Origin of the sequence: Geodermatophilus obscurus (assembly GCF_900115395.1) — a bacterium.
GTDB classification, from domain to species: Bacteria; Actinomycetota; Actinomycetes; order Mycobacteriales; family Geodermatophilaceae; genus Geodermatophilus; species Geodermatophilus obscurus_B.
In genome coordinates this window covers 76,431-102,118 of sequence record NZ_FOWE01000001.1, presented here as the reverse complement: position 1 = coordinate 102,118, position 25,688 = coordinate 76,431, and the positions used below count along the sequence as shown (strand labels likewise).

At 75.3% G+C, this 25,688-nt stretch carries 25 protein-coding genes; 17 read left to right on the top strand and 8 right to left on the bottom strand.

From position 1 onward, the window contains the following. Positions 1-49: 49 nt before the first annotated feature. Positions 50-826 (top strand): IclR family transcriptional regulator, encoded by a 777-nt coding sequence (locus tag BM165_RS00485; RefSeq protein WP_075011577.1) that lies wholly within the window; start codon positions 50-52, stop codon positions 824-826. Between the two features lie 51 nt (positions 827-877). Continuing rightward, on the top strand, positions 878-2,044 hold the full coding sequence (locus BM165_RS00480) for a 4-hydroxybenzoate 3-monooxygenase (protein ID WP_075011576.1): 1,167 nt from the start codon (positions 878-880) through the stop codon (positions 2,042-2,044). Between the two features lie 72 nt (positions 2,045-2,116). Here the strand turns inward: BM165_RS00480 and BM165_RS00475 are convergent, their stop codons facing one another. The 4 genes from BM165_RS00475 to BM165_RS00460 form a co-directional block, all read right to left on the bottom strand. Continuing rightward, entirely contained in the window at positions 2,117-2,959 is an 843-nt protein-coding gene (locus tag BM165_RS00475) for a hypothetical protein (protein WP_075011575.1), read from the bottom strand. 4 nt (positions 2,960-2,963) lie between these two features. Continuing rightward, positions 2,964-4,454 carry a mannitol dehydrogenase family protein gene (locus BM165_RS00470; protein WP_075011574.1) on the bottom strand — a complete coding sequence of 497 codons (1,491 nt, stop codon included), beginning with the start codon at positions 4,452-4,454 and terminating at the stop codon, positions 2,964-2,966. 35 nt (positions 4,455-4,489) lie between these two features. Continuing rightward, the gene (locus tag BM165_RS00465; protein WP_075011573.1) at positions 4,490-5,437 is read right to left on the bottom strand and encodes a ribonuclease Z; all 948 of its coding nucleotides are present in this window, start codon (positions 5,435-5,437) and stop codon (positions 4,490-4,492) included. 102 nt (positions 5,438-5,539) lie between these two features. Then, on the bottom strand, positions 5,540-5,962 hold the full coding sequence (locus BM165_RS00460) for a TFIIB-type zinc ribbon-containing protein (RefSeq protein ID WP_075011572.1): 423 nt from the start codon (positions 5,960-5,962) through the stop codon (positions 5,540-5,542). Positions 5,963-6,025: 63 nt separating this feature from the next. On the opposite strand from BM165_RS00460, the gene BM165_RS00455 reads away from it, so the two are divergent. The 8 genes from BM165_RS00455 to BM165_RS00420 all read left to right on the top strand — a co-directional run bounded on the left by BM165_RS00455 (position 6,026) and on the right by BM165_RS00420 (position 15,015). Then, positions 6,026-7,096, top strand: coding sequence for a DUF3616 domain-containing protein (locus tag BM165_RS00455; protein WP_075011571.1), 1,071 nt, complete (start codon positions 6,026-6,028; stop codon positions 7,094-7,096). Positions 7,097-7,278: 182 nt separating this feature from the next. Then, entirely contained in the window at positions 7,279-8,454 is a 1,176-nt protein-coding gene (locus BM165_RS00450) for an acyl-CoA dehydrogenase family protein (protein WP_075011570.1), read from the top strand. A 7-nt stretch (positions 8,455-8,461) separates the two neighbouring features. Further along, positions 8,462-9,613 (top strand): acyl-CoA dehydrogenase family protein, encoded by a 1,152-nt coding sequence (locus BM165_RS00445; RefSeq protein ID WP_075011569.1) that lies wholly within the window; start codon positions 8,462-8,464, stop codon positions 9,611-9,613. A gap of 154 nt (positions 9,614-9,767) precedes the next feature. Beyond that, on the top strand, positions 9,768-11,021 hold the full coding sequence (locus BM165_RS00440) for a serine hydrolase domain-containing protein (protein WP_075011568.1): 1,254 nt from the start codon (positions 9,768-9,770) through the stop codon (positions 11,019-11,021). Between the two features lie 132 nt (positions 11,022-11,153). Next, positions 11,154-12,728 carry a Re/Si-specific NAD(P)(+) transhydrogenase subunit alpha gene (locus BM165_RS00435; protein ID WP_348271779.1) on the top strand — a complete coding sequence of 525 codons (1,575 nt, stop codon included), beginning with the start codon at positions 11,154-11,156 and terminating at the stop codon, positions 12,726-12,728. A gap of 3 nt (positions 12,729-12,731) precedes the next feature. Further along, positions 12,732-14,141, top strand: coding sequence for a Re/Si-specific NAD(P)(+) transhydrogenase subunit beta (gene pntB, locus BM165_RS00430; protein WP_075011566.1), 1,410 nt, complete (start codon positions 12,732-12,734; stop codon positions 14,139-14,141). Beyond that, positions 14,138-14,548, top strand: coding sequence for a hypothetical protein (locus BM165_RS00425; RefSeq protein WP_075011565.1), 411 nt, complete (start codon positions 14,138-14,140; stop codon positions 14,546-14,548). Before pntB ends, BM165_RS00425 begins: the two co-directional genes overlap by 4 nt. Before the next feature lie 38 nt (positions 14,549-14,586). Next, the gene (locus BM165_RS00420; RefSeq protein ID WP_075011564.1) at positions 14,587-15,015 is read left to right on the top strand and encodes a hypothetical protein; all 429 of its coding nucleotides are present in this window, start codon (positions 14,587-14,589) and stop codon (positions 15,013-15,015) included. Here the strand turns inward: BM165_RS00420 and BM165_RS00415 are convergent. Next, on the bottom strand, positions 14,966-15,835 hold the full coding sequence (locus BM165_RS00415; RefSeq protein ID WP_075011563.1) for a pentapeptide repeat-containing protein: 870 nt from the start codon (positions 15,833-15,835) through the stop codon (positions 14,966-14,968). The genes BM165_RS00420 and BM165_RS00415 overlap by 50 nt on opposite strands. A 124-nt stretch (positions 15,836-15,959) precedes the next feature. On the opposite strand from BM165_RS00415, the gene BM165_RS00410 reads away from it, so the two are divergent. The 6 genes from BM165_RS00410 (at position 15,960) to BM165_RS00385 (ending at position 21,601) form a co-directional block, all read left to right on the top strand. After that, complete coding sequence (locus tag BM165_RS00410) at positions 15,960-16,352, top strand: VOC family protein (RefSeq protein ID WP_075011562.1); 393 nt, start codon at positions 15,960-15,962, stop codon at positions 16,350-16,352. 98 nt (positions 16,353-16,450) lie between these two features. Continuing rightward, complete coding sequence (locus tag BM165_RS24545) at positions 16,451-17,452, top strand: hypothetical protein (protein WP_075011561.1); 1,002 nt, start codon at positions 16,451-16,453, stop codon at positions 17,450-17,452. Positions 17,453-17,454: 2 nt separating this feature from the next. Further along, positions 17,455-18,999: a hypothetical protein gene (locus BM165_RS00400; RefSeq protein WP_075011560.1), complete on the top strand. Its 1,545-nt coding sequence runs from the start codon at positions 17,455-17,457 to the stop codon at positions 18,997-18,999. After that, the gene (locus tag BM165_RS00395) at positions 18,996-19,727 is read left to right on the top strand and encodes an ABC transporter ATP-binding protein (RefSeq protein ID WP_083426903.1); all 732 of its coding nucleotides are present in this window, start codon (positions 18,996-18,998) and stop codon (positions 19,725-19,727) included. The genes BM165_RS00400 and BM165_RS00395 overlap by 4 nt, the downstream gene beginning before the upstream one ends. Beyond that, the gene (locus BM165_RS00390; protein WP_208976589.1) at positions 19,724-21,061 is read left to right on the top strand and encodes an ABC transporter permease; all 1,338 of its coding nucleotides are present in this window, start codon (positions 19,724-19,726) and stop codon (positions 21,059-21,061) included. Before BM165_RS00395 ends, BM165_RS00390 begins: the two co-directional genes overlap by 4 nt. A gap of 72 nt (positions 21,062-21,133) precedes the next feature. Then, positions 21,134-21,601 (top strand): hypothetical protein, encoded by a 468-nt coding sequence (locus tag BM165_RS00385; RefSeq protein WP_075011559.1) that lies wholly within the window; start codon positions 21,134-21,136, stop codon positions 21,599-21,601. Positions 21,602-21,664: 63 nt separating this feature from the next. On the opposite strand, the gene argG is transcribed toward BM165_RS00385, so the two are convergent. Beyond that, positions 21,665-23,116, bottom strand: coding sequence for an argininosuccinate synthase (gene argG / locus BM165_RS00380; protein WP_075011558.1), 1,452 nt, complete (start codon positions 23,114-23,116; stop codon positions 21,665-21,667). 81 nt (positions 23,117-23,197) lie between these two features. Here argG and BM165_RS00375 point away from each other — a divergent pair, with 81 nt between their 5' ends. Further along, entirely contained in the window at positions 23,198-24,484 is a 1,287-nt protein-coding gene (locus tag BM165_RS00375) for a M18 family aminopeptidase (RefSeq protein WP_075011557.1), read from the top strand. Here the strand turns inward: BM165_RS00375 and BM165_RS00370 are convergent. Both BM165_RS00370 and BM165_RS00365 read right to left on the bottom strand, forming a co-directional pair. Then, complete coding sequence (locus BM165_RS00370; protein ID WP_075011556.1) at positions 24,469-24,873, bottom strand: hypothetical protein; 405 nt, start codon at positions 24,871-24,873, stop codon at positions 24,469-24,471. The genes BM165_RS00375 and BM165_RS00370 overlap by 16 nt on opposite strands. A gap of 74 nt (positions 24,874-24,947) precedes the next feature. After that, positions 24,948-25,673 carry a DUF72 domain-containing protein gene (locus tag BM165_RS00365; RefSeq protein WP_075012044.1) on the bottom strand — a complete coding sequence of 242 codons (726 nt, stop codon included), beginning with the start codon at positions 25,671-25,673 and terminating at the stop codon, positions 24,948-24,950. Between the last annotated feature and the right edge of the window lie 15 nt (positions 25,674-25,688).

Genomic DNA, 25,688 nt, shown 5'->3' with positions numbered 1-25,688 from the left:
GGGAAGACCCGGGGTCCCGGCTCTTCCGCTGGGTGGGAGACTGCGCCGCATGGCGGGCGGGGCGGCACGGCGCGGGCGATCGGTGACCTCGCGGGCGCTCGCCGTCCTCGACGCGTTCGACGCGTCGGCCCCCCGGCTGTCCCTCAGCGAGATCGCCGAGCGGTCGGGCACCCCGCTGACGACGGCGCACCGGCTGCTCGCCGAGCTCACCGGCTGGGGCGCGCTGTCGCGGCGGCCCGACGGGCGCTACGAGATCGGCCGCAAGCTGTGGGACCTCGGCCTGCTCGCCCCCGTCCAGCTGGAGCTGCGCCAGGTGGCCGCGCCCTTCCTGCTCGACGTGCACACCGCGACCCGCGACACCGTCCACCTCGCCGTGCGCGACGGGTTGTCGGCGCTCTACGTCGAGCGGATCTCCGGCCGCGAGTCGGTGCCCGTGGTCAGCCAGGTCGGCAGCCGGCTGCCCCTGCACGCGACCGGCGTGGGCAAGGTGCTGCTCGCCGCGGCACCCGACGAGGTCGTCGCCGAGGCGCTGACCGCGCCCGCGCGGCCCACCCGGCACACCGTCGTCGACCCCGGCCGGCTGCGCCGGGAGCTGGCCGAGGTCCGCCGCCGCGGCTGGGCGCGCACCGCGGAGGAGATGTCGCTGGGCACGCTGTCGGTCGCGGTCCCGGTGCGGGTGGAGCGCGCCGGCGGCACCGTCGTCGCGGCCGCGCTGGGCATCGTGGTGCCCAGTCACCGGCGTGACCTGCCCCGGCTGGTGCCGGTGCTGGAGGTGGCCGCCCGGGGCATCGGGCGGGCGCTGAACCGGGGCGCGCACTTCCGCTGAGCGGGACGCACCGGTGTCCAGCCGCGGGTAGCCGGGGTCACACTCGGCGCCATGCGCACCCAGGTGGGGATCATCGGCGCCGGCCCGGCCGGCCTGCTGCTGTCGCGGCTGCTGACGCTGCAGGGCATCGACTCGGTGGTGGTGGAGAACCGCTCGCGGGAGTACGTGGAGGCCCGCGTCCGCGCCGGGATCCTCGAGCAGAACACCGTCGACGTGCTCGGCGAGGCGGGCCTGGGCGACCGGCTGCACCGCGAGGGCCTGGAGCACCGCGGCGTGTACCTGCAGTACCCGGGCGTGCGGCACCAGCTCGACTTCCCGTCGCTGTGCGGCCGGCGGGTGTGGGTCTACGGGCAGACCGAGGTGGTCAAGGACCTCGTCGCCGCCCAGCTCGACGGCGGCCCGCCGCTGCACTTCGACGTCTCCGACGTCGCAATCGAGGACGTCGACACCGACAGCCCGCGGGTCCGCTTCACCGACGCCGACGGCACCCCGCAGGTCCTCGAGTGCGACGTCGTCGCCGGCACCGACGGGTTCCACGGCCCGTCGCGGGCCGTGGTCGCCGAGGGCACGACGCAGCGGCTGTGGGAGCGCACCTACCCCTACGCCTGGCTGGGCATCCTGGCCGACGCCGCCCCGGCCACCGACGAGCTCGTCTACGCCTGGCACCCCGACGGGTTCGCGCTGTACTCCATGCGCTCGCCGTCGGTGTCGCGGCTGTACCTGCAGGTCGACCCGGCGGAGCGGATCGAGGACTGGTCCGACGACCGCATCTGGGCGGGCCTGGCCACCCGGTTCGCGCACGAGGGCTGGGAGATCAGCACGGGGACGGTCACCGAGAAGTCGATCCTGCCGATGCGCTCCTTCGTCAGCGCACCCATGCGCCGCGGCCGGCTCTTCCTCGCCGGCGACGCCGCGCACATCGTGCCGCCCACCGGCGCCAAGGGCCTCAACCTCGCCGTCGCCGACGTCGTCCTGCTGTCCCGCGCGCTGGTGCGGCTGCTCCAGGAGAAGGAGACCGACCTCGTCGACGCCTACTCCGACACCGCGCTGCGGCGGGTCTGGCGGGCCACCCACTTCTCCTGGTGGATGACCTCGATGCTGCACACCACCGGCGACCCCTTCGACGCCGAGCTGCAGCTGTCCCAGCTGCGCCGGGTGTGCCAGAGCGAGACCGCCGCCCGCGAGCTGGCGGAGAACTACACCGGTCTGCCTTACTGAAGCAGCGCAGCCGACTGCGCAGTTGCTGCCGTCCGCACCGGCGCGTCCGCGCGTGTAGGCGACCGGAACTGCTCAGTCGGCGTGGAGCAGCGCGGCGACGCGGTCGGCCGTGCCGGGTGCGAGCCGCAGGTGTGACAGGACGCCGGTGACCTCCTCCGGCTCGAGCCCCTGCTCCAGCAGCGCGGCGAGCAGCCGGCCGGCGTCGTCCGGCGGCACCGGGGTGGGCAGGCCGGCCTCCCGGACGGCGGCCAGCGCGAGGAACAGCGCGGCGGAGAGGTCCTCGTCCCGTTCCGGCGCCGGTGGTGGCGCGGCCGCGGCCCGGGCGGTGGCCTCGGCGGCGCGGACCAGCGACAGCGGCAGCCCCTCGGACTCGACCTCCAGCAGCGGCGCCCGGCCCAGGGCGGCCAGCACCAGGTGCTCGGCCTCGGTGCGCAGCGGCTCCTCCCACTCCCCCGCGCGGACGACGTCCCCCGGGTCGGCGTCGTCGGGGTCCTCGCCGAGCTCGTCGAGCAGCTCGGCCCAGCGCCCCGGCCGCGTGGGGCGGGCGCGCTCGGCGGCGAGAACGCAGGTCTCGTGCACGAACGGCTCGATCACCTCGCGGTCGAACCGGTCGGCCCACACCGTGCCGTCGGCGTCGACGGCGTTGAGCGCGTCCTGGAAGCTGCCGGGCCGGGCGTCGCCGAGCTCGATGCGGCCGTCCTCCTCGCCCGACAGCGGCTGGCCGAGCGCGGCGCGGTGGCCGATGGTGGAGCCGGTCGCCACCAGCCGGCCGCGCAGCCGCAGGTGGTGCGGCCGGTCGGAGAGGCCCACGCTCCAGGCGCAGGCCTCGGCGATCAGCGCCGCCCGCCGCTCGCGCAGCACCTCGCGGCCCAGCAGGCCGAACCAGTCGGGCTCGTAGCCTCCCCCGCCGACCACCGGGCTACCCGGCCGCGCGCGCCGGGCGGCCGCGGACGACGTCCTCCACCGTCGCCCGGGCCCCCCGCTCCCGCAGCGAGGCCAGCGTCGCGGTGAACGCTGCGGCCACCCGGGGGTCGTCGGCGAGGTCCCCGAACACGTCGCGCTCGCGGAGGAACGCCAGCGGGTCGGCGTCGCGGGCGCGGGCGACCAGCGCGTCGCGGCGCGGGTCGGAGACCTCCAGCGGCCGCCCCTCGTCGTCGGAGCCCTCGGCCGTGCGGGCCCAGCCGGCGAGGACGGCGACCGACCGGTGGACCGGCCGCCCCGCGGCGAGGTCGGCGCGCAGCACCGGGAGGAGGAACTGCGGGATGCGGTCGGAGGCGTTCTCGCAGATGCGGGCGAGGGTGTCGCGGATGGCGGGGTTGGCGAACCGGCCCACCAGGTCGGACTTGTACCGGCGCAGGTCGATGCCGGGCACCGGCGCGAGGGTGGGGGTGGCCTCCTCGTCGAGGTAGCCGAGCAGGAACTCGCGGAACAGCGGGTCCTGGCAGGCCTGGTGCACGTACTCGTGGCCGGCGAGGCGGCCCAGGTGGCCGAGCACTTGGTGGCCGGCGTTGAGCAGCCGCAGCTTCATCAGCTCGTAGGGGGCGACGTCGGCCACGAGCTGCACCCCGACGTCCTCCAGCGGCGGGCGCCCGCCGGGGAAGGCGTCCTCGAGCACCCACTGCGTCCACGGCTCGCAGACCACCGGCCAGTCGTCCTCGATGCCGGTGAGCTGCCGGAGCTGGACCCGGTCGGCGTCGGTGGTCGCCGGCGTGATCCGGTCGACCATGGAGTTCGGGAACGGCACCTCGGCCGCCACCCACTCCCCCAGGGCGGGGTCGCGCAGCGCGGCGAAGGCGGCGAAGGCCTCGCGCGCGAGGTGCCCGTTGCCGGGGATGTTGTCGCAGGAGACGACGGCGAAGGGCGCCAGCCCGCGCTCCCGCCGCCGCACCAGCGCCTCGGTGACCAGGCCGAACGTCGTCCGCAGCGCGGCGCCCGGCTGCAGGTCGGCGAGCACGGCGGGCGCCTCGGTGTCGAAGGCGCCGGTGACCGGCGAGGTGTTGTACCCGCCCTCGGTCACCGTCAGCGACACCATCCGGATGCCGGGTGCCGCCATCCGCTCGACCACCGCCTCGGGGTCGTCGGGCGCGAGGAGGTACTCCACGATCGAGCCGACCACCCGCGCGTCCAGGTAGCCGTCGGGGTGGCGCACCAGCAGCGTGTACAGGCAGTCCTGCGCCGCCATGACCTCGGCCATGCGGCGGTCCGACGGCAGCACGCCGACCCCGCAGATCCCCCAGTCCTGGGCCTGCCCCGACTCCAGCAGCCGGTCGACGTACATCGCCTGGTGGGACCGGTGGAAGCCGCCGACGCCGAGGTGCACGATGCCGGCCGTCACCGCCGACCGGTCGTAGCGCGGGGTCCACACCGACGGGCTCAGGCCGGGCAGCGTCGTCGCGTCGAGCCGGGGCATCGGCGGTCCTCCTCGGATGGGGCGTCCTGGGCGGGCTACCCCGACGGGCGGCCGTCACCCGCCGGGACCTCTCCGCGGGCGGGGACGGCCACCCGCTGCAGGTCGGCGGCGACGACGAGGTCGCCGCCGAACTCGGCGCCCGCCTCGTCCTCGAACCGGCGCGGCTCGGGGTAGCGCTGGGAGAAGTGGGTGAGCACCAGCCGCCGCACCCCCGCGCCGGCCGCCACCCGCGCCGCCTGCCGGGCGGTCAGGTGGCCGTACCGCCGCGCGAGGGCCTCGTCCTCGGCGAGGAACGTCGACTCGATCACCAGCAGGTCGGCGCCCTCGGCCAGCGCCGCGACGTTGAGGCACATCCGGGTGTCCATGACGAAGGCGAACCGCTGCCCGCGGCGCGGCTCGCTGACGTCCTCCAGGCGCACCGTCGCCTCCCCCACCCGCAGCGCGCCCTCGCGCTGCAGCCGGCCGACGTCGGGACCGCTCACCCCGGCGGCGGCCAGCCGGTCGGGCAGCATCCGGCGGCCGTCGGGCTCGACGAGGCGGTAACCGAAGGACGGCACCGGGTGCTCGAGCCGGCGCGCCTCGATCGTCCCGGCCGGGTCCTGCGCCAGGACGCCGTCGGCGTGCACCGGCTCCTCCCTGATGTCGGCCCGGTCGGCGAAGACCGACGCGTGCCGCAGCCGGTCGAAGAAGACCTGCCCCGAGGCCGGGTAGTGGGCGACCACCGGGTGGGCCACCCCGTCGAGCGACATCCGCTGGACGACGCCGGGCAGGCCCAGGCAGTGGTCGCCGTGGAAGTGGCTGAGCAGGACCCGGTGCACCGCGCTGCTCGGGACCCCCGCGAGCAGCATCTGCCGCTGGGTGCCCTCGCCGGGGTCGAAGAGGAAGCCGCGGCCGTCCCAGCGCAGCAGGTAGCCGTTGTGGTTGCGGGTGCGGGTGGGCGCCTGGCTCGCGGTGCCGAGCACGACCAGCTCCCGCCCCGCCACGGCCGGGACGCTACCGCCGCCGGCTCGGTGACGTGCTGGAACGGCCCTGCTGCAGGGGCCCGCCGCGAGCCTGCGAGCGGTGGGGGGCAGCAGGGTCCCTCATCAGCCGAAGAGGTCGGACAGGAAGGACTCCTTGCGCCTCTTGTGGCCGTAGGAGCCGTGCGAGGACCCGTGGGAGGACCCGCGGCTCACCGCCCCGAGCACCTCGTTGACCACGGCGCCGAGCCCCGCACCTCCGGCGGCGGCCGGGTACTGCGCCCCGTGCTGTGGCCCCCCGTGCGGTGGCCCCCCGTGCTGCGGCGTCCCGTACTGCTGCGGCGCCCCGTGCTGCGGCGGCTGCTGGGCGGGCCGGCCCTGCGGGGCGCCGGCGGCCGCGCCGTGCCAGGAGTTCTCGGCGTCGACCAGCCGCTCGAGCTCGCCGCGGTCGAGGAAGATGCCCCGGCACTCGGTGCACTGGTCGACGTGCACGCCGTTGCGCTCGTAGGTGCGCATGACGCCCTGGCACTTGGGACAGACGAGATCCATGCCGCACGGTACGACGCACAGGACCGCCCCGGACAGCGCCGGACCGTGCCACAGTGCCCGGCCGTGACCACCGAGCGCACCGTGACCCTCCGCTTCGGCTCGGCCTCGCGGGAGGCCCTGACCCACACCAACCTCTCGGCCGTCCGCAGCGACGGGCCGGTGCTGTGGGTCGCCGGCGACGAGACCGCCACCATCGAGCGGCTCGTCGCCGACGACCCCGCCGACCCCACCTGCTACGGCGACCAGACCACCTTCTCCCTCGCCGACCTCGTGCCCCTGCCCGGCGGCACCGGCCCGGACGTCGAGGAGGAGGCCGACATCGAGGGCATCGCCCGCCACGACGGCGCGGTGTGGGCGGTCGGCTCGCACAGCCTGCGCCGCCGCCGGATCCGCGACGAGCACGACGGCGACCAGGCCCTGCGCCGGCTGGCCAAGGTCACCGGCCAGCCGCGCCGGCAGGTCATCGCCCGCATCCCGGTGGTCGACGTCGACGGGCTGCCCACCCTCGTCAAGGACGACGGCACCCACAGCGCCGCCGTGTTCGGCACCCGCGGCAAGGACCTGCGCGACCTGCTCGCCGACGACGAGCACCTCGGCCCCTTCCTCCCCATCCCGAGCAAGGACAACGGCCTCGACATCGAGGGCATCGCCGTCACCGGCGAGCGGGTCTACCTCGGCCTGCGCGGTCCGGTGCTGCGCGGCTGGGCGATCGTGCTCGAGCTGCGGCCCGAGGTCGACGAGCGCGACCCCGCCCGGCTGCGCCTGCGGAAGTTCCCCGACGGCCGCCGCTACCGCAAGCACGTGCTGCGGCTGGCCGGCCTGGGCGTGCGCGACCTGTGCCCGCAGGGCGACGACCTCCTCGTGCTCGCCGGCCCGACCATGGACCTCGACGGCCCGGTGTACGTCTACCGCTGGCACGGCGCCGCCGTGTGCGAGGAGCCGGCCGTCGTCCGCGGTGACCTGCTGACCCGCGACCTGGCGCTGCCGTTCGGGGACGGCGACGACCACGCCGAGGGCATCGGTCTGCTCGGCGAGGCCGGGGACGGCCGGCTCCTGGTCGTCTACGACAGCCCCGCGCCGGATCGGCTCACCGACGACGGCGGCGTGCTGGCCGACGTGGTGCGGCTGCCCTGACCGGCGTGGGCAGCGGCGCCCGGGCCCCGGGCGGCCGCCCGGGGCCCGGGGCGCGTGTCCGCACCGCCCGGTCTCCGCGGGCGACGCGCCCGAGAGCCGCACTTACTGCCCGGTAACCGGTGTGGGATCGTCGGGGAACACGTCGAGACGGCGTCTCAGCGCGCTGTCAGGAGAGAGGTCCCATGCGGTTGCAGCTTTCCCCGGAGATGGAGGCCTTCCGGGATGAGATGCGCACCTTCTTCACCACCCAGGTGCCGCAGGAGATCCGCGACACGATCGCGGCACGCCGGCACCTGACCCGCGAGCAGTACGTCCACGCCCAGCAGGTGCTCAACGCCGCCGGGCTGGCCGTGCCGCACTGGCCGGTCGAGTGGGGCGGCAAGGACTGGACGCCGCTGCAGCGCCACATCTGGCGCGAGGAGATGCAGCTGGCCAGCGTGCCGGAGCCGCTCGCGTTCAACACCAGCATGATCGGCCCGGTCATCGCCGCCTTCGGCGACCAGGAGCAGAAGGAGCGGTTCCTGGCCAGGACGGCCGCCCTCGACATCTGGTGGTGCCAGGGCTTCTCGGAGCCCGACGCCGGCTCCGACCTCGCGTCGCTGCGCACCACCGCCGTCCGCGACGGCGACGAGTGGGTGGTCAACGGGCAGAAGACGTGGACCACGCTCGGCCAGTACGCCGACTGGATCTTCTGCCTGGTCCGCACCGACCCGACGGCGGAGAAGAAGCAGCGCGGCATCTCGATGCTGGTCTTCCCGATGGACACCCCCGGCGTGACCCTGCGCCCGATCCAGCTCATCGACGGCGGCCACGAGGTCAACGAGGTCTTCTTCGAGGACGTCCGCGTGCCGGCCGAGAACCTCATCGGCGAGGAGAACCGCGGCTGGGACTACGCCAAGTTCCTGCTCGGCAACGAGCGCGTGGGCATCGCCCGCGTGGGCGCCACCAAGAAGCTGATCGCGCAGGCCAAGGAGTTCGCCCGGGAGATCTCCTCCGGCGGCCGCCCGCTGTCGGAGGACCCGCGCACCACCGCGCGCATCGCCGAGCTGGAGAACGAGCTGATGGCGCTCGAGCTCACCGCGCTGCGCGTCGTCGCCAACTCCGCCGACGGCAAGCCGCACCCGGCGTCCTCGGTGCTCAAGCTCCGCGGCTCGGAGCTGCAGCAGGCGGCCACCGAGCTGATCGTCGACCTGGCCGGCCCGCTCTCGCTGGCCTCCTTCGCCGACGGCGGCTCGCAGGTCCCCGACTGGGCCCGGGTGGCCACGCCGGAGTACCTGAACTACCGCAAGGTCTCCATCTACGGGGGCAGCAACGAGGTCCAGCGGACCATCATCGCCGGCACGATCCTGGGGCTGTGAGCTAGCAGTGGACTTCACCTACGACAGCGAGCAGAACGACCTGCGGGAGGCCGTGCGCGGCCTGCTGCAGCGCGCCTACTCCGACAGCGAGCGGCGCCGTCAGGTGGCCGGAACCGACCCGGGCTTCGACGAGAAGACCTGGACGCAGCTGGCCGAGATGGGCGTGCTGGGCCTGCCCTTCGCCGAGGAGCACGGCGGCATGGGCGCCGGCCCGATCGAGGTCGGCGTCGTCGCCGAGGAGATGGGCCGGGTCCTGGCGCCGGAGCCCTTCGTCGAGGCCGTGGTGCTGGCCGGCGGCCTGGTCGCCGCCGTCGGCACCGACGCGCAGCGGACCGCGGTCCTCGGGCCGCTGTCCGAGGGCACGAGCGTGCTCGCCTTCGCGCACGCCGAGCCCGCCGCGCGCTGGAGCGCCTCGGCGTCGGCGGTCACTGCGACGCAGGCCGGCGACGGCTGGACGCTCACCGGTGTCAAGGAGCCGGTCGCCAACGGCGCCCGCGCCGACGTCCTGGTCGTGTCCGCGGCGGTCGGGGGTGGCACCGCGCTGTTCCTCGTGCAGGGCGACGCCGCGGGGCTGACCCGCACCGGCTACCGCACCCACGACGGCGGCCGCGCCGCGAACGTGACCTTCGACGGCACCCCGGCCGAGCTGCTCGGCGAGGGCACCGCGGACCGCGCCGCCGACGTCGAGCGCGCCCAGGCCCTGGCCCGGATCGCCTACTCGAACGAGGCGGTCGGGGCGATGGACACCGCGCTGCGCACGACGTCGGAGTACCTCAAGACGCGCAAGCAGTTCGGCGTCACGCTCAACCGGTTCCAGGCGCTGACCTTCCGGGCGGCCGACATGTACGTGTCGCTGGAGCTGGCCCGCAGCACCGCGCTGTGGGCGAGCATGGTGGCCGACGCCGGTGGCGACGTCGTCGTCGCGGGCGACCGGGCGCGGCTGCAGACCAGCCGCGCCGGCCGCCACATCGGCAAGGAGGCCATCCAGCTGCACGGCGGCATCGGGGTCACCGCGGAGTACAGCGTCGGCCACTACACCAGCCGGCTCACCGCGATCGACCACCTGCTCGGCGACGGCGACTGGGCGGCCGACCGCCTGGCCGCCTCGGTCGACAGCTACCCGACGGTCGACCCGCTGGGCGCGCCCTACACCCGGTGAGGACCTCCCTGCCCCCACCGCTCGCACGCTCGCGGTGGGCCCCTGCAGCGAGGCCATGGCACACGAACCAGGCCGGCGGCCGGCGTCCCCTCGGGGCGCCGGCCGCGGTGCGTCCCGGCCCGCCCGGCCGCCGGACGGCCTAGGCTGCCGCGCCGTGCACGTCGCCTGGCTCCTGGTCCCGCCCGCACTCGGGATGGCCCTCGCCGGAGTGCTGGCACGGCGGGTGCGCCGTCGCCGCGGGTGGGTGGCGGCCGGGCTCGTCGGCGTCCTCACCTTGGTCGCCGTCACCGTCGGGGGTGCGCAGGCATGGGCCCTGGCGTCGGTGGACACCTCTGGTATCGCCCGGGCGCTGGCATGGCGCGACGCCGACGTCGACGACCGGCTGCGCTTCCCCTCCCTGCCCATCCCAGCCGGTGGCGACGTCCTGCCCCTGCGGGAGGGATCCCTGCCCGACGGCGTCCTCGACCGGGTGAGGGTGCCTGGTCAGGGCGAGCAGGACCTCGGCGAACTCCTCGACCGCACGGGCACGACGTCCTTCGTCGTGCTGCGCGGGGACGAGGTGCTGGTCGAGCGCTACGGCGAGGGCACCACGCGCGAGACGCCGCAGACGTCGTTCTCGGTGGCGAAGTCGGTGCTGTCCACGCTCGTGGGCATCGCGATCGAGCGGGGTGAGATCGGCGGCCTCGACGACCCGGTCACCGAGTACGTCCCCGAACTGCTCGAGCGCGACCCCGGCTTCGGCCGCATCACCCTGCGGCACCTGGTCACCATGTCCTCGGGGCTGTCCTACGAGGAGGCGGGCCTGCCCTGGAGCGACGACGCGCTGACCTACTACGACACCGACCTGCGCACCCTCGCCCTCGGCGTGCAGGTCGCGGAGCCGCCCGGGCGGACGTGGCTGTACAACAACTACAACCCGCTGCTCGTGGGGCTGGCGCTCGAGCGGGCGGTGGGCCGGCCGGTCGAGGAGTACGCCGCCGAGGTGCTGTGGGGGCCGATGGGCGCCGAGGGCGACGCGAGCTGGAGTGCCGACAGCGAGGCCACCCGCTTCCCGAAGATGGAGAGCGGCGTCAACGCCCGGGCGCTGGACTACGCCCGCTTCGGCCTGCTGTTCGCCCGCGAGGGCCGTGCCGGCGACCGGCAGGTCGTGCCCGCGGCCTGGGTGACCGAGGCCACCGCGCGGGACACCTCCGCCGACCCGGCCGAGCACTACCAGTACTGGTGGTGGGTCGACACCGAGCGCGAGGAGCGCTTCTACGCGCGCGGCAACAAGGGCCAGTTCGTCTACGTCGACCCGGCCACCGACCTCGTCGTGGTGCGGCTCGGCCGCGAGGAGGGCCTGGAGGGGTCCGGTGACTGGCCGGCGCTGCTCCGCGACGTCGCCGACCGGGTGGCCGCGTCCGGCTGAGCACCCGGAGCCGGGTGCGATCCGTGTCACGAATCCCCCCGCGGTGGTCCGTGACCGCGCCGGTGCCTGTCACGATGCACCACCGGGGTCGGCCCGTCCGCCTCCCCGCTGCACCACCCAGTCCCGCCGGCAGTGCCGCCGGCCCGAACTGTCGTTGGAGTGCGCGTGCTCATCGGTGTGCCGGCTGAGACCCGACGGAACGAGACGCGGGTGGCCGCGACGCCGGTGAGCGTCGAGCAGCTGCGCGCGCTCGGGCACGAGGTGCTGGTGCAGGCCGGCGCCGGGGAGGCGGCCTCGTGCACCGACGGGGCCTACGTCGCCGCCGGGGCGCGGATCGGCTCGGCCGCCGAGGCCTGGGGTGCCGACGTCGTCCTGCACGTCAACGCCCCCACCCCCGACGAGGTCGCGCTGTTGCGTCCGGACGCGGTGCTGGTCAGCCTGCTCGCCCCGGCCCTGTCCCCCGACCTGCTCGACGCGCTCGTCGCGCGGGGCGTCACCGCGCTGGCCATGGACGCCGTCCCCCGCATCTCCCGCGCGCAGTCGCTCGACGTGCTGTCCTCGATGGCCAACATCGCCGGCTACCGCGCCGTCGTCGAGGCCGCGCACGCCTTCGGCCGCTTCTTCACCGGTCAGGTGACCGCCGCGGGCAAGGTGCCCCCGGCCAAGGTGTTCGTCGCCGGTGCCGGTGTGGCGGGGCTGGCCGCGATCGGTGCGGCCAGCAGCCTGGGCGCGATCGTCCGGGCCACCGACGTGCGGCCGGAGGTCGCCGAGCAGGTGCGCTCCCTGGGCGGGGAGTACGTGGGCGTGCCGGCCGACGAGGCGGAGCAGGCCGCCGGGTCCGGCACCGGGTACGCGTCGGTCACGTCCGACACCTTCAACGCCCGGGCCGCCGTCATGTACGCCGAGCAGGCCCGCGACGTCGACGTCGTCGTCACCACCGCGCTGATCCCCGGCCGGCCGGCCCCCCGGCTGCTCACCGAGGACATGGTCGCGTCCATGAAGCCGGGCTCGGTGGTCGTCGACATGGCCGCCGCGCAGGGCGGCAACGTGGCCGGCTCGGTGGCCGACGAGGTGGTGGTGACCCCGAACGGCGTCACGATCATCGGCTACACGGACCTGCCGGCCCGGCTGCCGGCGCAGGCCTCGCAGCTGTTCGCCACCAACCTGGTCAACCTGCTCAAGCTGCTCACCCCCGGCAAGGACGGGCGGCTGGTCCTCGACCTCGACGACGTCGTCGTCCGCGGCATGACGGTGGCGAGGGGCGGCGAGCGGCTGTGGCCCCCGCCGCCGGTCCAGGTGTCGGCCGCCCCGGTCGCGACGCCCGCCCCGGCGCCGCGGCAACCCGCGGTGCGGAAGGAGGCCCCGCCCGGGCGCCGGGTCGCGCTGGTCGGCCTGGGCGCCGCGCTGCTGTTCGTGCTGGCCGCCCTCTCCCCCGACCAGCTCATCGGCAACCTGACGGTGTTCGCCCTCGCCGTGGTCGTCGGCTTCTACGTGATCGGGCACGTGCACCACGCGCTGCACACCCCACTGATGAGCGTCACCAACGCGATCTCCGGGATCATCGTCGTCGGCGCGCTGCTGCAGCTCGGGCACGTCAGCTCGGTGGTGACCGTGCTGGCGTTCGTCGCCGTGCTGCTGGCCAGCATCAACGTCTTCGGCGGCTTCGCCGTGACCCGCCGCATGCTCGGCATGTTCCGGAGGGCCTGACCCATGACCGCCACCACCGCCGCGTCCTCGGCCTACATCGTCGCCGCGCTGCTGTTCGTCCTCAGCCTGGCCGGCCTGAGCCGGCACGAGACCGCCAAGGCCGGCAACGCCTACGGCATGGCCGGCATGGCCGTCGCCCTGGTGGCCACCATCGGCCTGGCCGCCCGCGACGGCGACGCGCTGACGGTCGGCCTGATCGTCGTCGCGATGGTGCTGGGTGCCGCGATCGGCATTTGGCGGGCGCGGATCGTCGAGATGACCGGCATGCCCGAGCTCATCGCGCTGCTGCACAGCTTCGTCGGCCTGGCCGCGGTGCTCGTCGGGTGGAACGGCTACCTGTCGGTCGAGGGCGCGCCGGCCGCCGAGGCCGAGGTGCTCGACCTGCCCGTGGGCATCCACTCCGCCGAGGTGGCGATCGGCGTCTTCATCGGCGCGGTCACCTTCACCGGCTCGATCGTCGCCTTCCTCAAGCTGTCCGGGCGGATCAGGAGCAACCCGCTGGTGCTGCCGGGCAAGAACGCGCTCAACGTCGGCGCGCTGGTGGCGTTCGCCGTGCTGACCGTCGTGTTCGTGGTCTCGCCGGGCCTGGCCGTGCTGTCCGGCCTCACCCTGCTGGCGCTCGCGCTGGGCTGGCACCTGGTCGCCTCGATCGGCGGCGGCGACATGCCGGTCGTCGTCTCGATGCTCAACAGCTACTCGGGCTGGGCGGCCGCGGCGTCGGGCTTCCTGCTCGACAACGACCTGCTCATCATCACCGGCGCGCTGGTCGGCTCCTCGGGCGCCTACCTGAGCTACATCATGTGCCAGGCGATGAACCGCTCCTTCCTGTCGGTGATCGCCGGCGGCTTCGGCAACGAGGGCAGCACCGCCGCCTCCGGCGACGTCGAGGGCGAGCACACCGAGACCACCGCCGAGGAGGTCGCCCAGCTGCTGCGCGACGCCGACTCGGTCGTCATCACCCCCGGCTACGGCATGGCGGTGGCACACGCGCAGGCCGCCGTCGCCGACCTCACCCGCACGCTCACCGACAAGGGCGTGCAGGTCCGCTTCGGCATCCACCCGGTCGCCGGCCGGCTGCCCGGGCACATGAACGTCCTCCTGGCCGAGGCGAAGGTGCCCTACGACGTCGTCCTGGAGATGGACGAGATCAACGACGACCTCGCCAAGACCGACGTCGTGCTGGTCATCGGCGCCAACGACACGGTCAACCCCGCCGCCGCCGAGGACCCGGCCAGCCCGATCGCCGGCATGCCGGTGCTGCACGTGTGGGAGGCGGAGTCGGTCGTGGTGTTCAAGCGGTCGATGAGCACCGGCTACGCCGGCGTGCAGAACCCGCTGTTCTTCCGGTCCAACACCCGGATGCTCTTCGGCGACGCCCGCGAGCGCGTCGAGGACATCCTGAGGGCGCTGTGAGCCTCCCGGGCGGGGCGCTGGTGTCGCCGGCGTGGCTGATCGGGGGCCTGCGCAACGTCCCCGGCTACCTGGCCACGGCGCAGGGCGGGCTGACCTTCGTCAGCGACACCCCGGTGTTCGACGTGGCGCTGTCGCAGGTCAGCGACGTGTCCTGGCCGTGGTGGTGGTTCGGCGGCGGGCTGAAGCTGACCGCGGCCGGGCAGCGCTGGAAGATCACCTTCGTCCGGCCCAACGGGATGCCGCCGCCGCACCCGTCGATGCTCGAGACCGGGGTCGGGGTCTTCGGGCTGCTGACCGGCACCCTGCCGCCCGGGACTCTGCACGACATCTACGCGATGCGCGGGCTCGCCGACGTCCGCAGCGGCCGCGCCGCCGGCAGGCAGTGGCGCGAGGTCCTCCCGGGCTGACTTGCGGGGCGGACGGCGGGGGCGTCACGGTTGCCGGTGTGGACCCCTTCCGTCTCGGCATGCCGAGGATCCCCGGCCTCTCGGAGCTGCTCTCCGTGCTGCAGGCGCAGACCGAGGCGCTGGCCCAGCTGCCGCGGACGCTGACCGAGCTCAACAGCGCGGTCCGCGAGCTGATCACCGCCACCTCGACGGCCACGTCGGCCATCGCCTCGGCCCAGCGCACCGCCGAACGACTGGAGGACCTCGTCGGCGAGCTGGAGGAGCCGGTGCGGGCGCTCAAGCCGGGTCTGGAGCGGGTGGGCCGGGTGCTCGACGACCCGGCGGTCGAGACGATCCCCGACACGCTGCGCACGATCAACGAGGACCTGATGCCGCTGATCGCGACGATCCGTCAGGCGCAGTCGCGGGTCGCCGGCGTCACCGGCCTGCTGCGCCGCCGCGGCGGCCCCGGGGACGACCCGGTCTGACCGGTGCGGCCGCCCAGGGCGCCGGGCGCTCCAGCACGGCCGGCAGCCGGGTGGCGGCGTCGCCGCGGGCGGCGGCCACCTGCGGGCGGGTGAGGAACAGCGCGCCGGAGAGGTCCGCCCCGCGCAGGTCGGCCGCCCGCAGGTCGGCCCCGAGCAGGTCGGTGGCGGTGAGGTCGGCACCGCGCAGGTCGGCGCCGATGAGGTAGGCGCCGCGCAGGCTGGTGCGGCGCAGGTCGGTGCGGCGCAGGTCGGCGCCCACGAGGTCGGCACCCCGCCGGTCCCGCCCGCCGCGGCGGACCGCCGCGCTGACCCGGCCGAGCAGCTCCCCTGCGCCGGCCCGGACCGCGGCCGTGTCGACGGCGGCGAGCCCGGCCGTGTCGCCGCCGGCCAGCCGCTCCGCGCGGGCCTGCGCCGTCGCGACCTCGGCGCGCAGGTCCGCCGGGATCGGGAGGGCCGCCGCCTCGGCGAGGTACCAGAGCAGCTCGTGCAGCTGCCGCAGGACGGGGAACGCCGCGGCCACGCCCGGGTCCTCGGCCGGCCGGTCGACCCCGGCGACCTGCACCAGCCGCTGGCCGGCGCCGAAGCAGTCGAAGACCGTGCAGCCGGGGAAACCGCGCTGCCGCAGGTCGGCGTGGATGCCGCAGCGGGCGTCCCCGGTCAGGTGGACGCAGGCCCGGCCGGCGGGCTTGTCGATCGCGAAGTCGGCGGAGGCGGTGAACGCCGGGAGGACGCAGCACAGCCCGGCGCAGGCGGAGCAGTCGGCGCGCAGGTCCCGTCGCCGGTCGGCGGGAGCCGCCGCCGGCGGGGCGGGAGGTGGCACGGTCCCAGGGTAGGAGGCGCCGTCGGCCTGCTTCCGCCGAGATCGCGTGATCTCGACCGCCTGCGGCGGCGGAGCGAGCGAGATCGCGGGATCTCGACGGAGGCGGCGGGCGAGGATGGGCGGCATGGACGTGCTGAGCAGCCGGCTGCTGCTGCGACCGACCGACGCCGCCCGGTCCCAGGCGTTCTACCGCGACGTCCTCGGGCTGGCCGTCCACCGCGAGTTCGGCCCGCCGGAGCACCGCGGGCTGGTGTTCTTCCTCGGCAACGGCCTGCTCGAGGTGTCCGGGCACGCCGACGAGCGCCCGCGCGGGACGGCGCTGTGGGTGCAGGTGCGCGACCTGGCCGCCGAGGTGGACCGGCTCGCGGCGGCCGGCGTGCCCGTCGTCGCCCCGCCCGCACTGCAGCCGTGGGGGTTGCGCGAGGCCACCGTCACCGACCCCGACGGCGTCGCGATCGTGCTCGTCGAGGTCCCCGCTGACCATCCCCTGCGGGCGGACGTGCGCCCGCCGGCCTAGCTCCCGGGACGACACCGACCACGTCCGTTCCGGGGATGGTGTACGCAGCGGTTCCGGCCCCCTACGGTGCGCTCAGAACCGTCCGCCGGGAGGCCTCCGTGCACGTCCGCCCCGCCCTCGCCCCGCTGGCGGCCGTGGCCGCCCTGACCCTGCTGCTGTCCGGCTGCTCCGGCTCGGACGGGGACGTCGGTGGCACCACCGACGCCGCCGAGCAGACCTCGCCGCTGTCGGAGTACCTCGACGCGGTGTACGGCGGCGACCTCTCCCCCGAGGAGCAGGAACGCCGGTTCGCCGAGGAGCAGGCACGGGTCGAGGAGCTCGTCGCCCGGTGCATGCAGGACCAGGGCTTCGAGTACACGCCCCAGACGGCCTCCGACACGTTCGTCTCCAGCAGCGACGTCGAGTACGAGCCCGACGACCGGGACTGGGTGGCCCAGTACGGCTACGGGGCGGTCAACTCCCCGTTCAACGAGGAGCCGGTGCCGGAGGAGGAGTACGTCGACCCCAACGCCGACTACGTGGCGAGCCTATCGGAGTCGGAGCAGCAGGCCTTCTACGAGGCGCTGTCGGGCCCGGTGCCCGACGAGGACGAGCTCGCCGAGGGCGGCTCCTACGAGTACGACTGGACCACCGCGGGGTGCCAGGGCGCCGCCCAGCACGAGGTCTCCGGTGAGGACCTCTCGCAGTCGGAGGAGTTCAAGCCCCTGTTCGAGGCCATCGACGAGCTCTACACCGGCATGACGTCGTGGCCGGGCATGACCGAGCTCGACGGCGAGTGGGTCACCTGCATGGAGGCCGCCGGTCACGGGGGTCACGCCACGCAGGCCGACGCGCAGAACTCCGTCTACGAGGAGCTGAACGGGATCTACGAGGACGTCGCCACGTCGGAGGACGGCACGCCGACCGGCGAGCCCGACCAGGCCGCCCTCGACGCACTGGCCGAGCGCGAGGTGGAGCTCGCCCTGGCCGACCTCGACTGCCGCGAGGAGGTCGACTACCGCGACCGGTCGACCGAGATCACCCGCGAGGTCGAGGAGCAGTTCATCGACGACCACCGGGCGGAGCTGGACGCGCTGGTCGCCGCGGCGGAGCGGGACTGACGGTGAGCGCACCGCACGAGGAGGACCTCGCCCCCCCGGTCCCGACCGGGGCGGAGCCCTCCCGGCGGTCGGCCTGGCTCGCGCTGCTGCACCGCAACCGCCCGCTGTGGGTCACCGCCGCGGTGGCGGTCGTCGCCCTGGTCGCGGGACTGCTCGCCGGCCGGTTCCTGGTCGCGCCGGACACCGCCGGGGCCGAGGCACCGGCCCCGGGTCTGGTGAGCGTGCCCGTGGCCTTCGGAGCGCTGAGCAACGACGTCACCATCCGGGGCGAGATCGGGTACGCCGACTCCGTCGAGGTCACCGTCGACACCTCCGCCGTCGCCGGCCCCGCCGTCGTCACCGGCCAGGTACCCGAGGTCGGCTCCGAGCTCGACGCGCTGGAGGTGGCCCTGGAGATCGCCGGACGTCCGGTCGTCGTGCTGCCCGGCGAGCTACCGGCCTACCGCGCGCTGCGCGTCGGGGTCTCCGGACCCGACGTCGTCCAGTTCAAGGAGGCCGTGCGCGCCGTCGGCCTCGACGCCGGCGACCCCGCGGACGACGTGTTCGACCAGACCGCGGCCGCCGCGGTCACCGCGCTGTACGCCCAGGCCGGCTACCCGCCCCCGCCTCCCGAGGAGGGTTCCGAGGGCGGCGTGCTGGCAGCGCAGGACGCCGTGCGGGGCGCCGAACAGGCCGTCGCGGCCGCGCAGGCCGAGCTGACCGGCGCCCGCAGCGGCCCGTCGGCCGTCGAGGTCCGGGAGGCGGACAACGCCGTCGCCAGTGCGCGGCGGGCCCTGGACGCCGCCCTCGCAGCCACCCCTGACGACCCGGTGACGATCGGTGACCTGCGGGACGTCCTGGCCCTCGCCGAGCTGCGGCGCCAGGAGCTCGACGCCCCGGCCGACACCACGGCGCAGCGGGCCCAGCTGTCCGCCGCCCAGGACCAGCTCACCCGGGCACGCGAGGAACTGACCCGGGCGCGGGAGGCCGCCCTGCCGGCACTGCCCGCCGGAGAGGTCCTCTACCTCACCCAGCTCCCGCGCCGGGTGGACGCGGTGGAGGCGCGCCGCGGCGCGGTGCTCCAGGGCGCGGCGATGACCGTCTCGGGAGCCACGCTCACCCTGTCGGGCACCGTGGCCGTCGCGGACGCCCGGCTGCTCACCCCGGGCATGACAGCTGCCTTCGACCTGCCCGACGGCACCGAGCACGCCGCCACGATCACCGAGGTCACCCCGGGCGAGGGCGAGGAGGCACGGTGGACCGTGCAGCTCGAGCCGGCCCCGCTCGCCCCCGAGCAGGTGACCGAGCTGCAGGGCGCCAACGTGCGCGTCGGGATCCCGGTGGGTGCGACGGACGGCGAGGTGCTGTCCGTGCCCCTCGCCGCGCTGAGCGCGGGTCCCGGCGGTGAGTCCCGGGTCGAGGTGGTCGAGGGCGACCCACGGGACGGCGCCCGCGCCGAGACCCGCATCGTCGACGTCGAGACCGGGCTGGCCGCCGACGGCGCCGTCGAGGTCCGGCCGGCGGACGGCGACCTCGCCGAGGGCGACCTCGTGGTGGTCGGCCGGTGACGGCGGGCCCTCCGGCGCCGGTCGCCGACCCGGTGACCGAGCCGACGGCGGTCGCCGTCCCGGCCATCGAGCTCCGGGACGTCACCCGCTCGTTCCCGGGGCCGCCGGAGGTGCAGGCGCTCAAGGGCGTCAGCCTGTCCGTGGCCGACGGCGAGTACGTCTCCGTCACCGGACCCAGCGGGTCGGGGAAGTCCACGATGCTCAACGTCCTCGGGTTGCTCGACCGGCCCACGGTCGGCGAGTACCGGCTAGGCGGCGTGCTGACCGGGGCGCTCGACGAGGACGAGCGGGCCGCCCTACGCGCCCGGCACCTCGGCTTCGTGTTCCAGGCCTTCCACCTGATGTCCCGGCGCAGCGTGCTGGAGAACGTGCTGCTGCCCATGCTCTACAACGGCACGCCGCGCGCCGAGCGGGAGCCCCGGGCACGGGAGGCCCTGGAGCGGGTGGGCCTCGGCCACCGCATCGACTTCCTGCCCGGCACCCTCTCCGGAGGGGAACGCCAGCGGGTCGCCGTGGCCCGCGCCGTGGCCTCGCGCCCGCGAGTGCTCCTGGCCGACGAGCCGACCGGCAACCTCGACCAGGCCACGTCGGCGGGGATCATGGCCCTGTTCGAGGAGCTGCACACCGGCGGGCTGACGCTGGTGGTCATCACCCACGACGCCGACGTCGCGCGGCGGGCCTCGCGGCGCATCCGGCTGACCGACGGCCGCGTGGGCGAGGCGGCGTGACGGGCCTGGCCGCCCCGCCGTCCCGTCCGCGGCGCCCCTCCCGCCTCCGCCGGCCGGCCCGGCTGCGTCGCTCCCCCCGGCCGGTCCCGACTCCCGGCAGCCCGCCGGTCGCGCCGGCCGACCGGTTCCGCCTCACCGACCTGCTCGGTGAGGCCACCGCGGACATCGGCTCCCGGCCCGGGCGCCTGGTGATGACGATCCTCGGCACCGTGCTGGGCGTCACCGCGCTGGTCGCCACCATCGGCCTGGCCCAGACCGCCGCCGCCCAGATCGCCCGCCAGTTCGACGCCGACGCCGTCACCCAGCTCGTCGTCACCCCGCGGACGGCGAGCACCGGCGGCGGGACGACCGTCGCGGCGACGGCGCTGCCCTGGGACGCCGTCCCCCGGCTGGAGCGGCTCGCCGGGATCGAGTCGGCGGCGCTGCTGGCGGAGGTGCCGCTGCCGGACGCGGTGGTCACGACGGTGCCGGTGAACGACCCGTCGCAACCGCCGAGCGCCCCTCCCCCCGTCTACGCGGCCTCCGGCGAGCTGCTCGACACCCTGGGCGGGCAGCTGTCCACCGGCCGCTTCTTCGACGCCGGACACGACCGCCGGGCCGACCGGGTGGCGGTCCTGGGCGCCCGGGTCGCCGATCGGCTGGGGGTCGTCCGGGTCGACACCCAGCCCTCGGTGTTCATCGACGGCGTCGACTACGCCGTGGTCGGCGTCCTCGCCTCGGTCGACGCCCGCGCGGAGCTGCTCGGCGCGGTCGTCCTCCCCACCGGGACGGCGCGTGCCGACTTCGGCCTGCCCGCCCCCGGCGACGCCCAGGCACGCATCGCCGTCGGGGCCGGTCCCCAGCTGCGCACCCAGGCCGCCCTGGCGCTGGCCCCCGACGACCCGGACAGCCTGGAGGTCGCCGCCCCGGACGGCCGGTCCGAGCTCGGGCGGGACGTGCAGGCCGACGTGAACGAGGTGTTCGTCGTCCTGTCGGTGATCGTGCTGCTCGCCGGCGGGGTCGGCATCGCGAACGTGACCACGCTGTCGGTCGTGGAACGGGTCGGCGAGATCGGTCTGCGCCGTGCGGTCGGCGCGACCGGGCGTCAGATCGCCGGGCAGTTCGTCGCGGAGTCGGTCGTCGTCGGTCTCCTGGGCGGCCTCATCGGTGCGGCGCTCGGCGTGTTCGCGGTCCTCGGCGTCTCCGTGGTGCGGGACTGGACACCGGTGGTCGATCCCCGGATCGCCCTCGGCGGCGCGCTGCTCGGCGCCGTCGTCGGCCTGGTGGCGGGCTTCCTCCCGGCGCGCCGTGCGGCCAGGATCGAGCCGGTCGACGCCCTCCGCGGCGGCACCTGACCGGGCCCGTCCGCGGCAGGTCACCCGGCCGTCCCCCGGTGTCCCCGGAGGCGGCCTGGGACCATCCCGCGGATGACGGCAGCGATCGGCTCCGAAGCGCAGCGACCCAACCCGGCTCTCGCACCGCTGGCGCCGCTGGTGGGCGTGTGGCGCACGACCGGCACGCACCCGCTGGTGCCCGGGACCACCTTCCACGGCCGCACGTCGTTCGCGTGGCACGAGGGCGGCGCCTTCGTGCTGATGCGCTCCGAGATCGACGAGCCGGAGATCCCCAGTGGGGTGGCGGTGATCGGCTCCGACGACGCCGCCGGCACCTTCACGATGGTCTACTTCGACGAGCGGGCGACCTCCCGCCGGTACACCGTCGAGGTCGACGACGGCCAGGTGTCGTGGCACCGCGACCAGGCGGGGTTCGCCCAGCGCACGGTCGTCACCGTCGCCGCCGACGGGAGCCGGCTCGACGTCCGGGGGACCATGTCGCGCGACGGCGGCCCGTGGGAGGACGACCTGCGGCTGACCTGCGAGCGCACCGACCCGTAGGCGGCGGAGGACGGCCCCTGGTCCGGGAGCACGACCGGTGCGGGCACCCACGGGGACGCCGGCTCAGTCGTTGCCGGCCTCCATGGCGGCGCGGTCGAGCCACTCGTCGTCGCCGGCCGGCGCACCCCGCGAGGCGATCGCCTCGGCACCGCCGCGGTCGAGCGCGCCGATGAGCCCGGTGGCGGCGGCCTGCGCGGCGCCGATCGCGGCCCGCTCGCCGCTGCTGCCCACCATGCCCAGCGCGGCGTACTGCTCGAGCTTGGCGCGCGAGTCGGCGATGTCGAGGTTGCGCATGGTCAGCTGGCCGATGCGGTCGACGGGACCGAACGCCGGGTCGGCGGTGCGCTCCATCGACAGCCGGTCGGGGTGGTAGCTGAAGGCCGGGCCGGAGGTGTCGAGCACCGACCAGTCCTCCCCGCGCCGCAGCCGCAGCGTCACCTCGCCGGTGACGGCCATCCCGACCCACCGCTGCAGCGACTCCCGCAGCATGAGCGCCTGGGGGTCGAGCCACCGGCCCTCGTACATCAGCCGGCCGAGCTTGCGGCCCTCGACGTGGTAGGCGGCGAGGGTGTCCTCGTTGTGGACGGCGTTGACCAGCCGCTCGTAGGCCGCGTGCAGCAGCGCCATGCCCGGCGCCTCGTAGATGCCGCGGCTCTTGGCCTCGATGACGCGGTTCTCGATCTGGTCGGACATGCCCAGCCCGTGGCGGCCACCGATCGCGTTGACCTCGAGCACCAGGTCGACGGCGGAGTCGAACTCCTTGCCGTCGACGCTCACCGGCCGCCCCTGCGCGAAGCCGATCGTGACGTCCTCGGTGGGGATCTCGACGGCGGGGTCCCAGAACCGGACGCCCATGATCGGCTCGACGATCTCGATGCTGGCGTCGAGGTGCTCCAGCCGCTTGGCCTCGTGGGTGGCGCCCCAGATGTTGGCGTCGGTGGAGTAGGCCTTCTCGGCGCTGTCGCGGTAGGGCAGACCGTGGGCGGTCAGCCACTCCGACATCTCCTTCCGCCCGCCGAGCTCCTCGACGAAGGCGGCGTCCAGCCAGGGCTTGTAGATGCGCAGCGCCGGGTTGGCCAGCAGCCCGTAGCGGTAGAAGCGCTCGATGTCGTTGCCCTTGAACGTCGAGCCGTCGCCCCAGATCTGGACGTCGTCCTCGAGCATGGCGCGCACCAGCAGCGTGCCGGTGACAGCTCGGCCCAGCGGCGTCGTGTTGAAGTAGCTGCGCCCGCCGGAGCGGATGTGGAAGGCGCCGCAGGTCAGCGCCGCCAGGCCCTCCTCGACCAGCGCCTCCCGGCAGTCGACCAGCCGGGCGAGCTCGGCGCCGTAGGCGGTGGCCCGGCCGGGCACCGAGGCGATGTCGGGCTCGTCGTACTGGCCGATGTCGGCGGTGTAGGTGCAGGGGACGGCGCCACGGTCGCGCATCCACGCGACGGCCACGGAGGTGTCGAGACCGCCGGAGAAGGCGATGCCGACGCGCTCGCCGACGGGCAGGGACCTGAGCACCTTGGACACGAGGAAGATTATGCACGGCTTCGCATGACCATTCACGAGAGGGGTCGACGACCGTCGGGGGCCGGAGAGCAGAATCGGCCGGTGCCCGACCTCTCCCCCGGCCTCTCGCCCGGCGCCGACCTGCGCGCCCTCGTCGACGCCTCGCCCTCCCCGTTCCACGCCGTCGCCGAGCTCGGCCGCCGGCTGACCGCCGCCGGTTTCACCCAGCTCGCCGAGGGCGACGCCTGGTCCCTCGCCCCCGGCGGCGCCCACTTCGTGGTGCGCTCCGGCAGCTTGGTCGCCTTCCGGGTGGGCAGCGCCCCGGCGTCGGAGGTGGGCATGCGGCTGGTCGGCGCGCACACCGACTCCCCCACCTTCCGCGTGCGGCCGCGCTCCGACGTCCGGCAGGCCGGCTACCGGCTGGTGGGCGTCGAGCCCTACGGCGGCGGGCTGTGGCACACCTGGCTCGACCGCGAGCTGACCGTGGCCGGGCGGGTCGTGCTGCGCGGCGGCCGGAGCGTGCCGGTGCGGCTCGACGGCGCGCCGCTGCGGCTGCCGTCGCTGGCCATCCACCTCGACCGCGGCGTCCGCGAGGGACTCACCCTCGACCCGCAGCGGCACCTGGTCCCGGTCTGGTCGCAGGACCTCGGCACCGAGCCGGGGCTGACCGAGGCGCTCGCCGACGCCGCCGGGGTGGTGCCCGCGGACGTCGTCGGCTCGGACCTGGTGCTCGCCGACACGCAGCCGGCCGGCACGACCGGCGCGGACGGCACGTGGATCGCCGCGCCGCGGCTGGACGACCTGGCCAGCTGTCACGCCGGTGTCACCGCGCTGGTCGCCGCGGCCCCCGGCGAGCGCACGCAGGTGTTCGTCGCCAACGACCACGAGGAGGTGGGCAGCGGCTCGATGTCGGGGGCACGCGGCAGCTTCCTCGAGGACGTCGTCGGCCGGCTGGTCGCGGTCACCGAGCCGGGCGACCCGCAGGCCCTGCCCCGCGCCCTGGCGCGGTCCCGGCTGGTGTCGGCGGACATGGCGCACGCCGTCCACCCGACCCGCTACGACCGGCACGAGCCCGCGCACGCCCCACAGCTCGGCGGCGGCCCGGTGGTGAAGGTGAACGCCAACCAGGCCTACGCCACCGACGCGGCCGGCGCCGGCTGGTTCGCCGAGCGGTGCGCCGAGGCCGGCGTGCCGTTCCAGTGGTTCGTCAGCCGGGCCGACCTGCCCTGCGGCTCGACGATCGGCCCGCTGACGGCGACCCGGCTGGGCGTGGCGACCGTCGACGTCGGCGCGCCGATGCTGGCCATGCACTCGTGCCGGGAACTGGCCTCGGCGCTCGACGTGCCGCTCGTGACCGCCGCGCTGACCTCCTGCTACGAGGACGCCTGAGGCCCCGGATCCGTCGGCCGGTCGAGGGGCGTGCGGCGGACGACGTCGGCGAAGGACTCCTCCAGCCGCGCCCAGGTGGAGCTCCACTCCACCAGCGGCTCGAGGATCCGCTCGAAGACGGCGAGCTGCTCGTCGAAGGCCTGCAGCTGGGCGTCGAGCCCCTGGATGAGCTGCCGCTGCGCCGCCACCGAGGCCGCGATCGACCGGACCTGCGCCGCCGACATGGCCCCGGGCGGCGAGGGCAGCCGGGGAAGCGACAGCCCCGACGGGACGGCGCCGGCGGCCAGCCGGGTGGCCCGGTCGGTGAAGCCGCGCAGCTGCGCGACGAACTCCTCGACCGACCGCGCCACCAGCCCGCCGTCGCGGGACCTGTCCTCGGACTCGCTCACGCGCCCTCCCCCGGCCGTGCCCGCCGCACCCGGCGGGACCCGCGCCCAGTCTCCCGTCGCCGGGCCGCCCCTGCTCAGCCGAGCAGGGCGCGCAGCGTCTCGGCGTTCCGGACGGCGTGGCCGTGGCCGTCGTTGTTGAAGTACGCGTACACGTCGCGCCCCTGCGCCGCCCACTCCCCGATCCGGTCGGCCCACCAGCGCAGGTCGCCGTCCGGGTAGGAGCCGGCGTACAGGTGCGCGGGGTCGGGACCGTGCAGCCGCACGTAGACCAACGGCGCCGTCGCCCGCAGCACGCAGGGCAGCCCGGCGCCGCTCATGACGCAGTAGGCCGCACCGTGCCGCTCGAGCAGGGCGAACACCCCCTCGTCGTGCCAGCTGGCGTGGCGGAACTCCACGGCCACGCGCATCCAGTCCGGCAGCAGGCCGAGGAAGTGGTCGAGGCGGGCGTCGTCGCGGGCCGCGGCCGGGTGCAGCTGGACGAGCAGCACGGCTCGCGCGGGCCCGAGCTCGTGCCAGGCCGCGGCCATCCGCTCGACCCAGGCCTCCGGGCCGTACAGGCGCTTGGCGTGGGTGAGCCCGCGCGGGGCCTTGACCGACAGCCGGAACCCCTCGGGCAGCCGTCGCCGCCACGAGGCGAAGGTCGCGGTGCGCGGCCAGCGGTAGAAGCTGGCGTTGAGCTCGACGGTGTCGAAGCGGCGCACGTAGTGGGCCAGCCGGTCCCGGGGCGGCGTCCCCGGTGGGTAGAGGACGCCGTCCCAGTGGTCGTAGCTCCATCCCGAGGTGCCGACGTGGACGGTCACCGACACCCCGGCGCG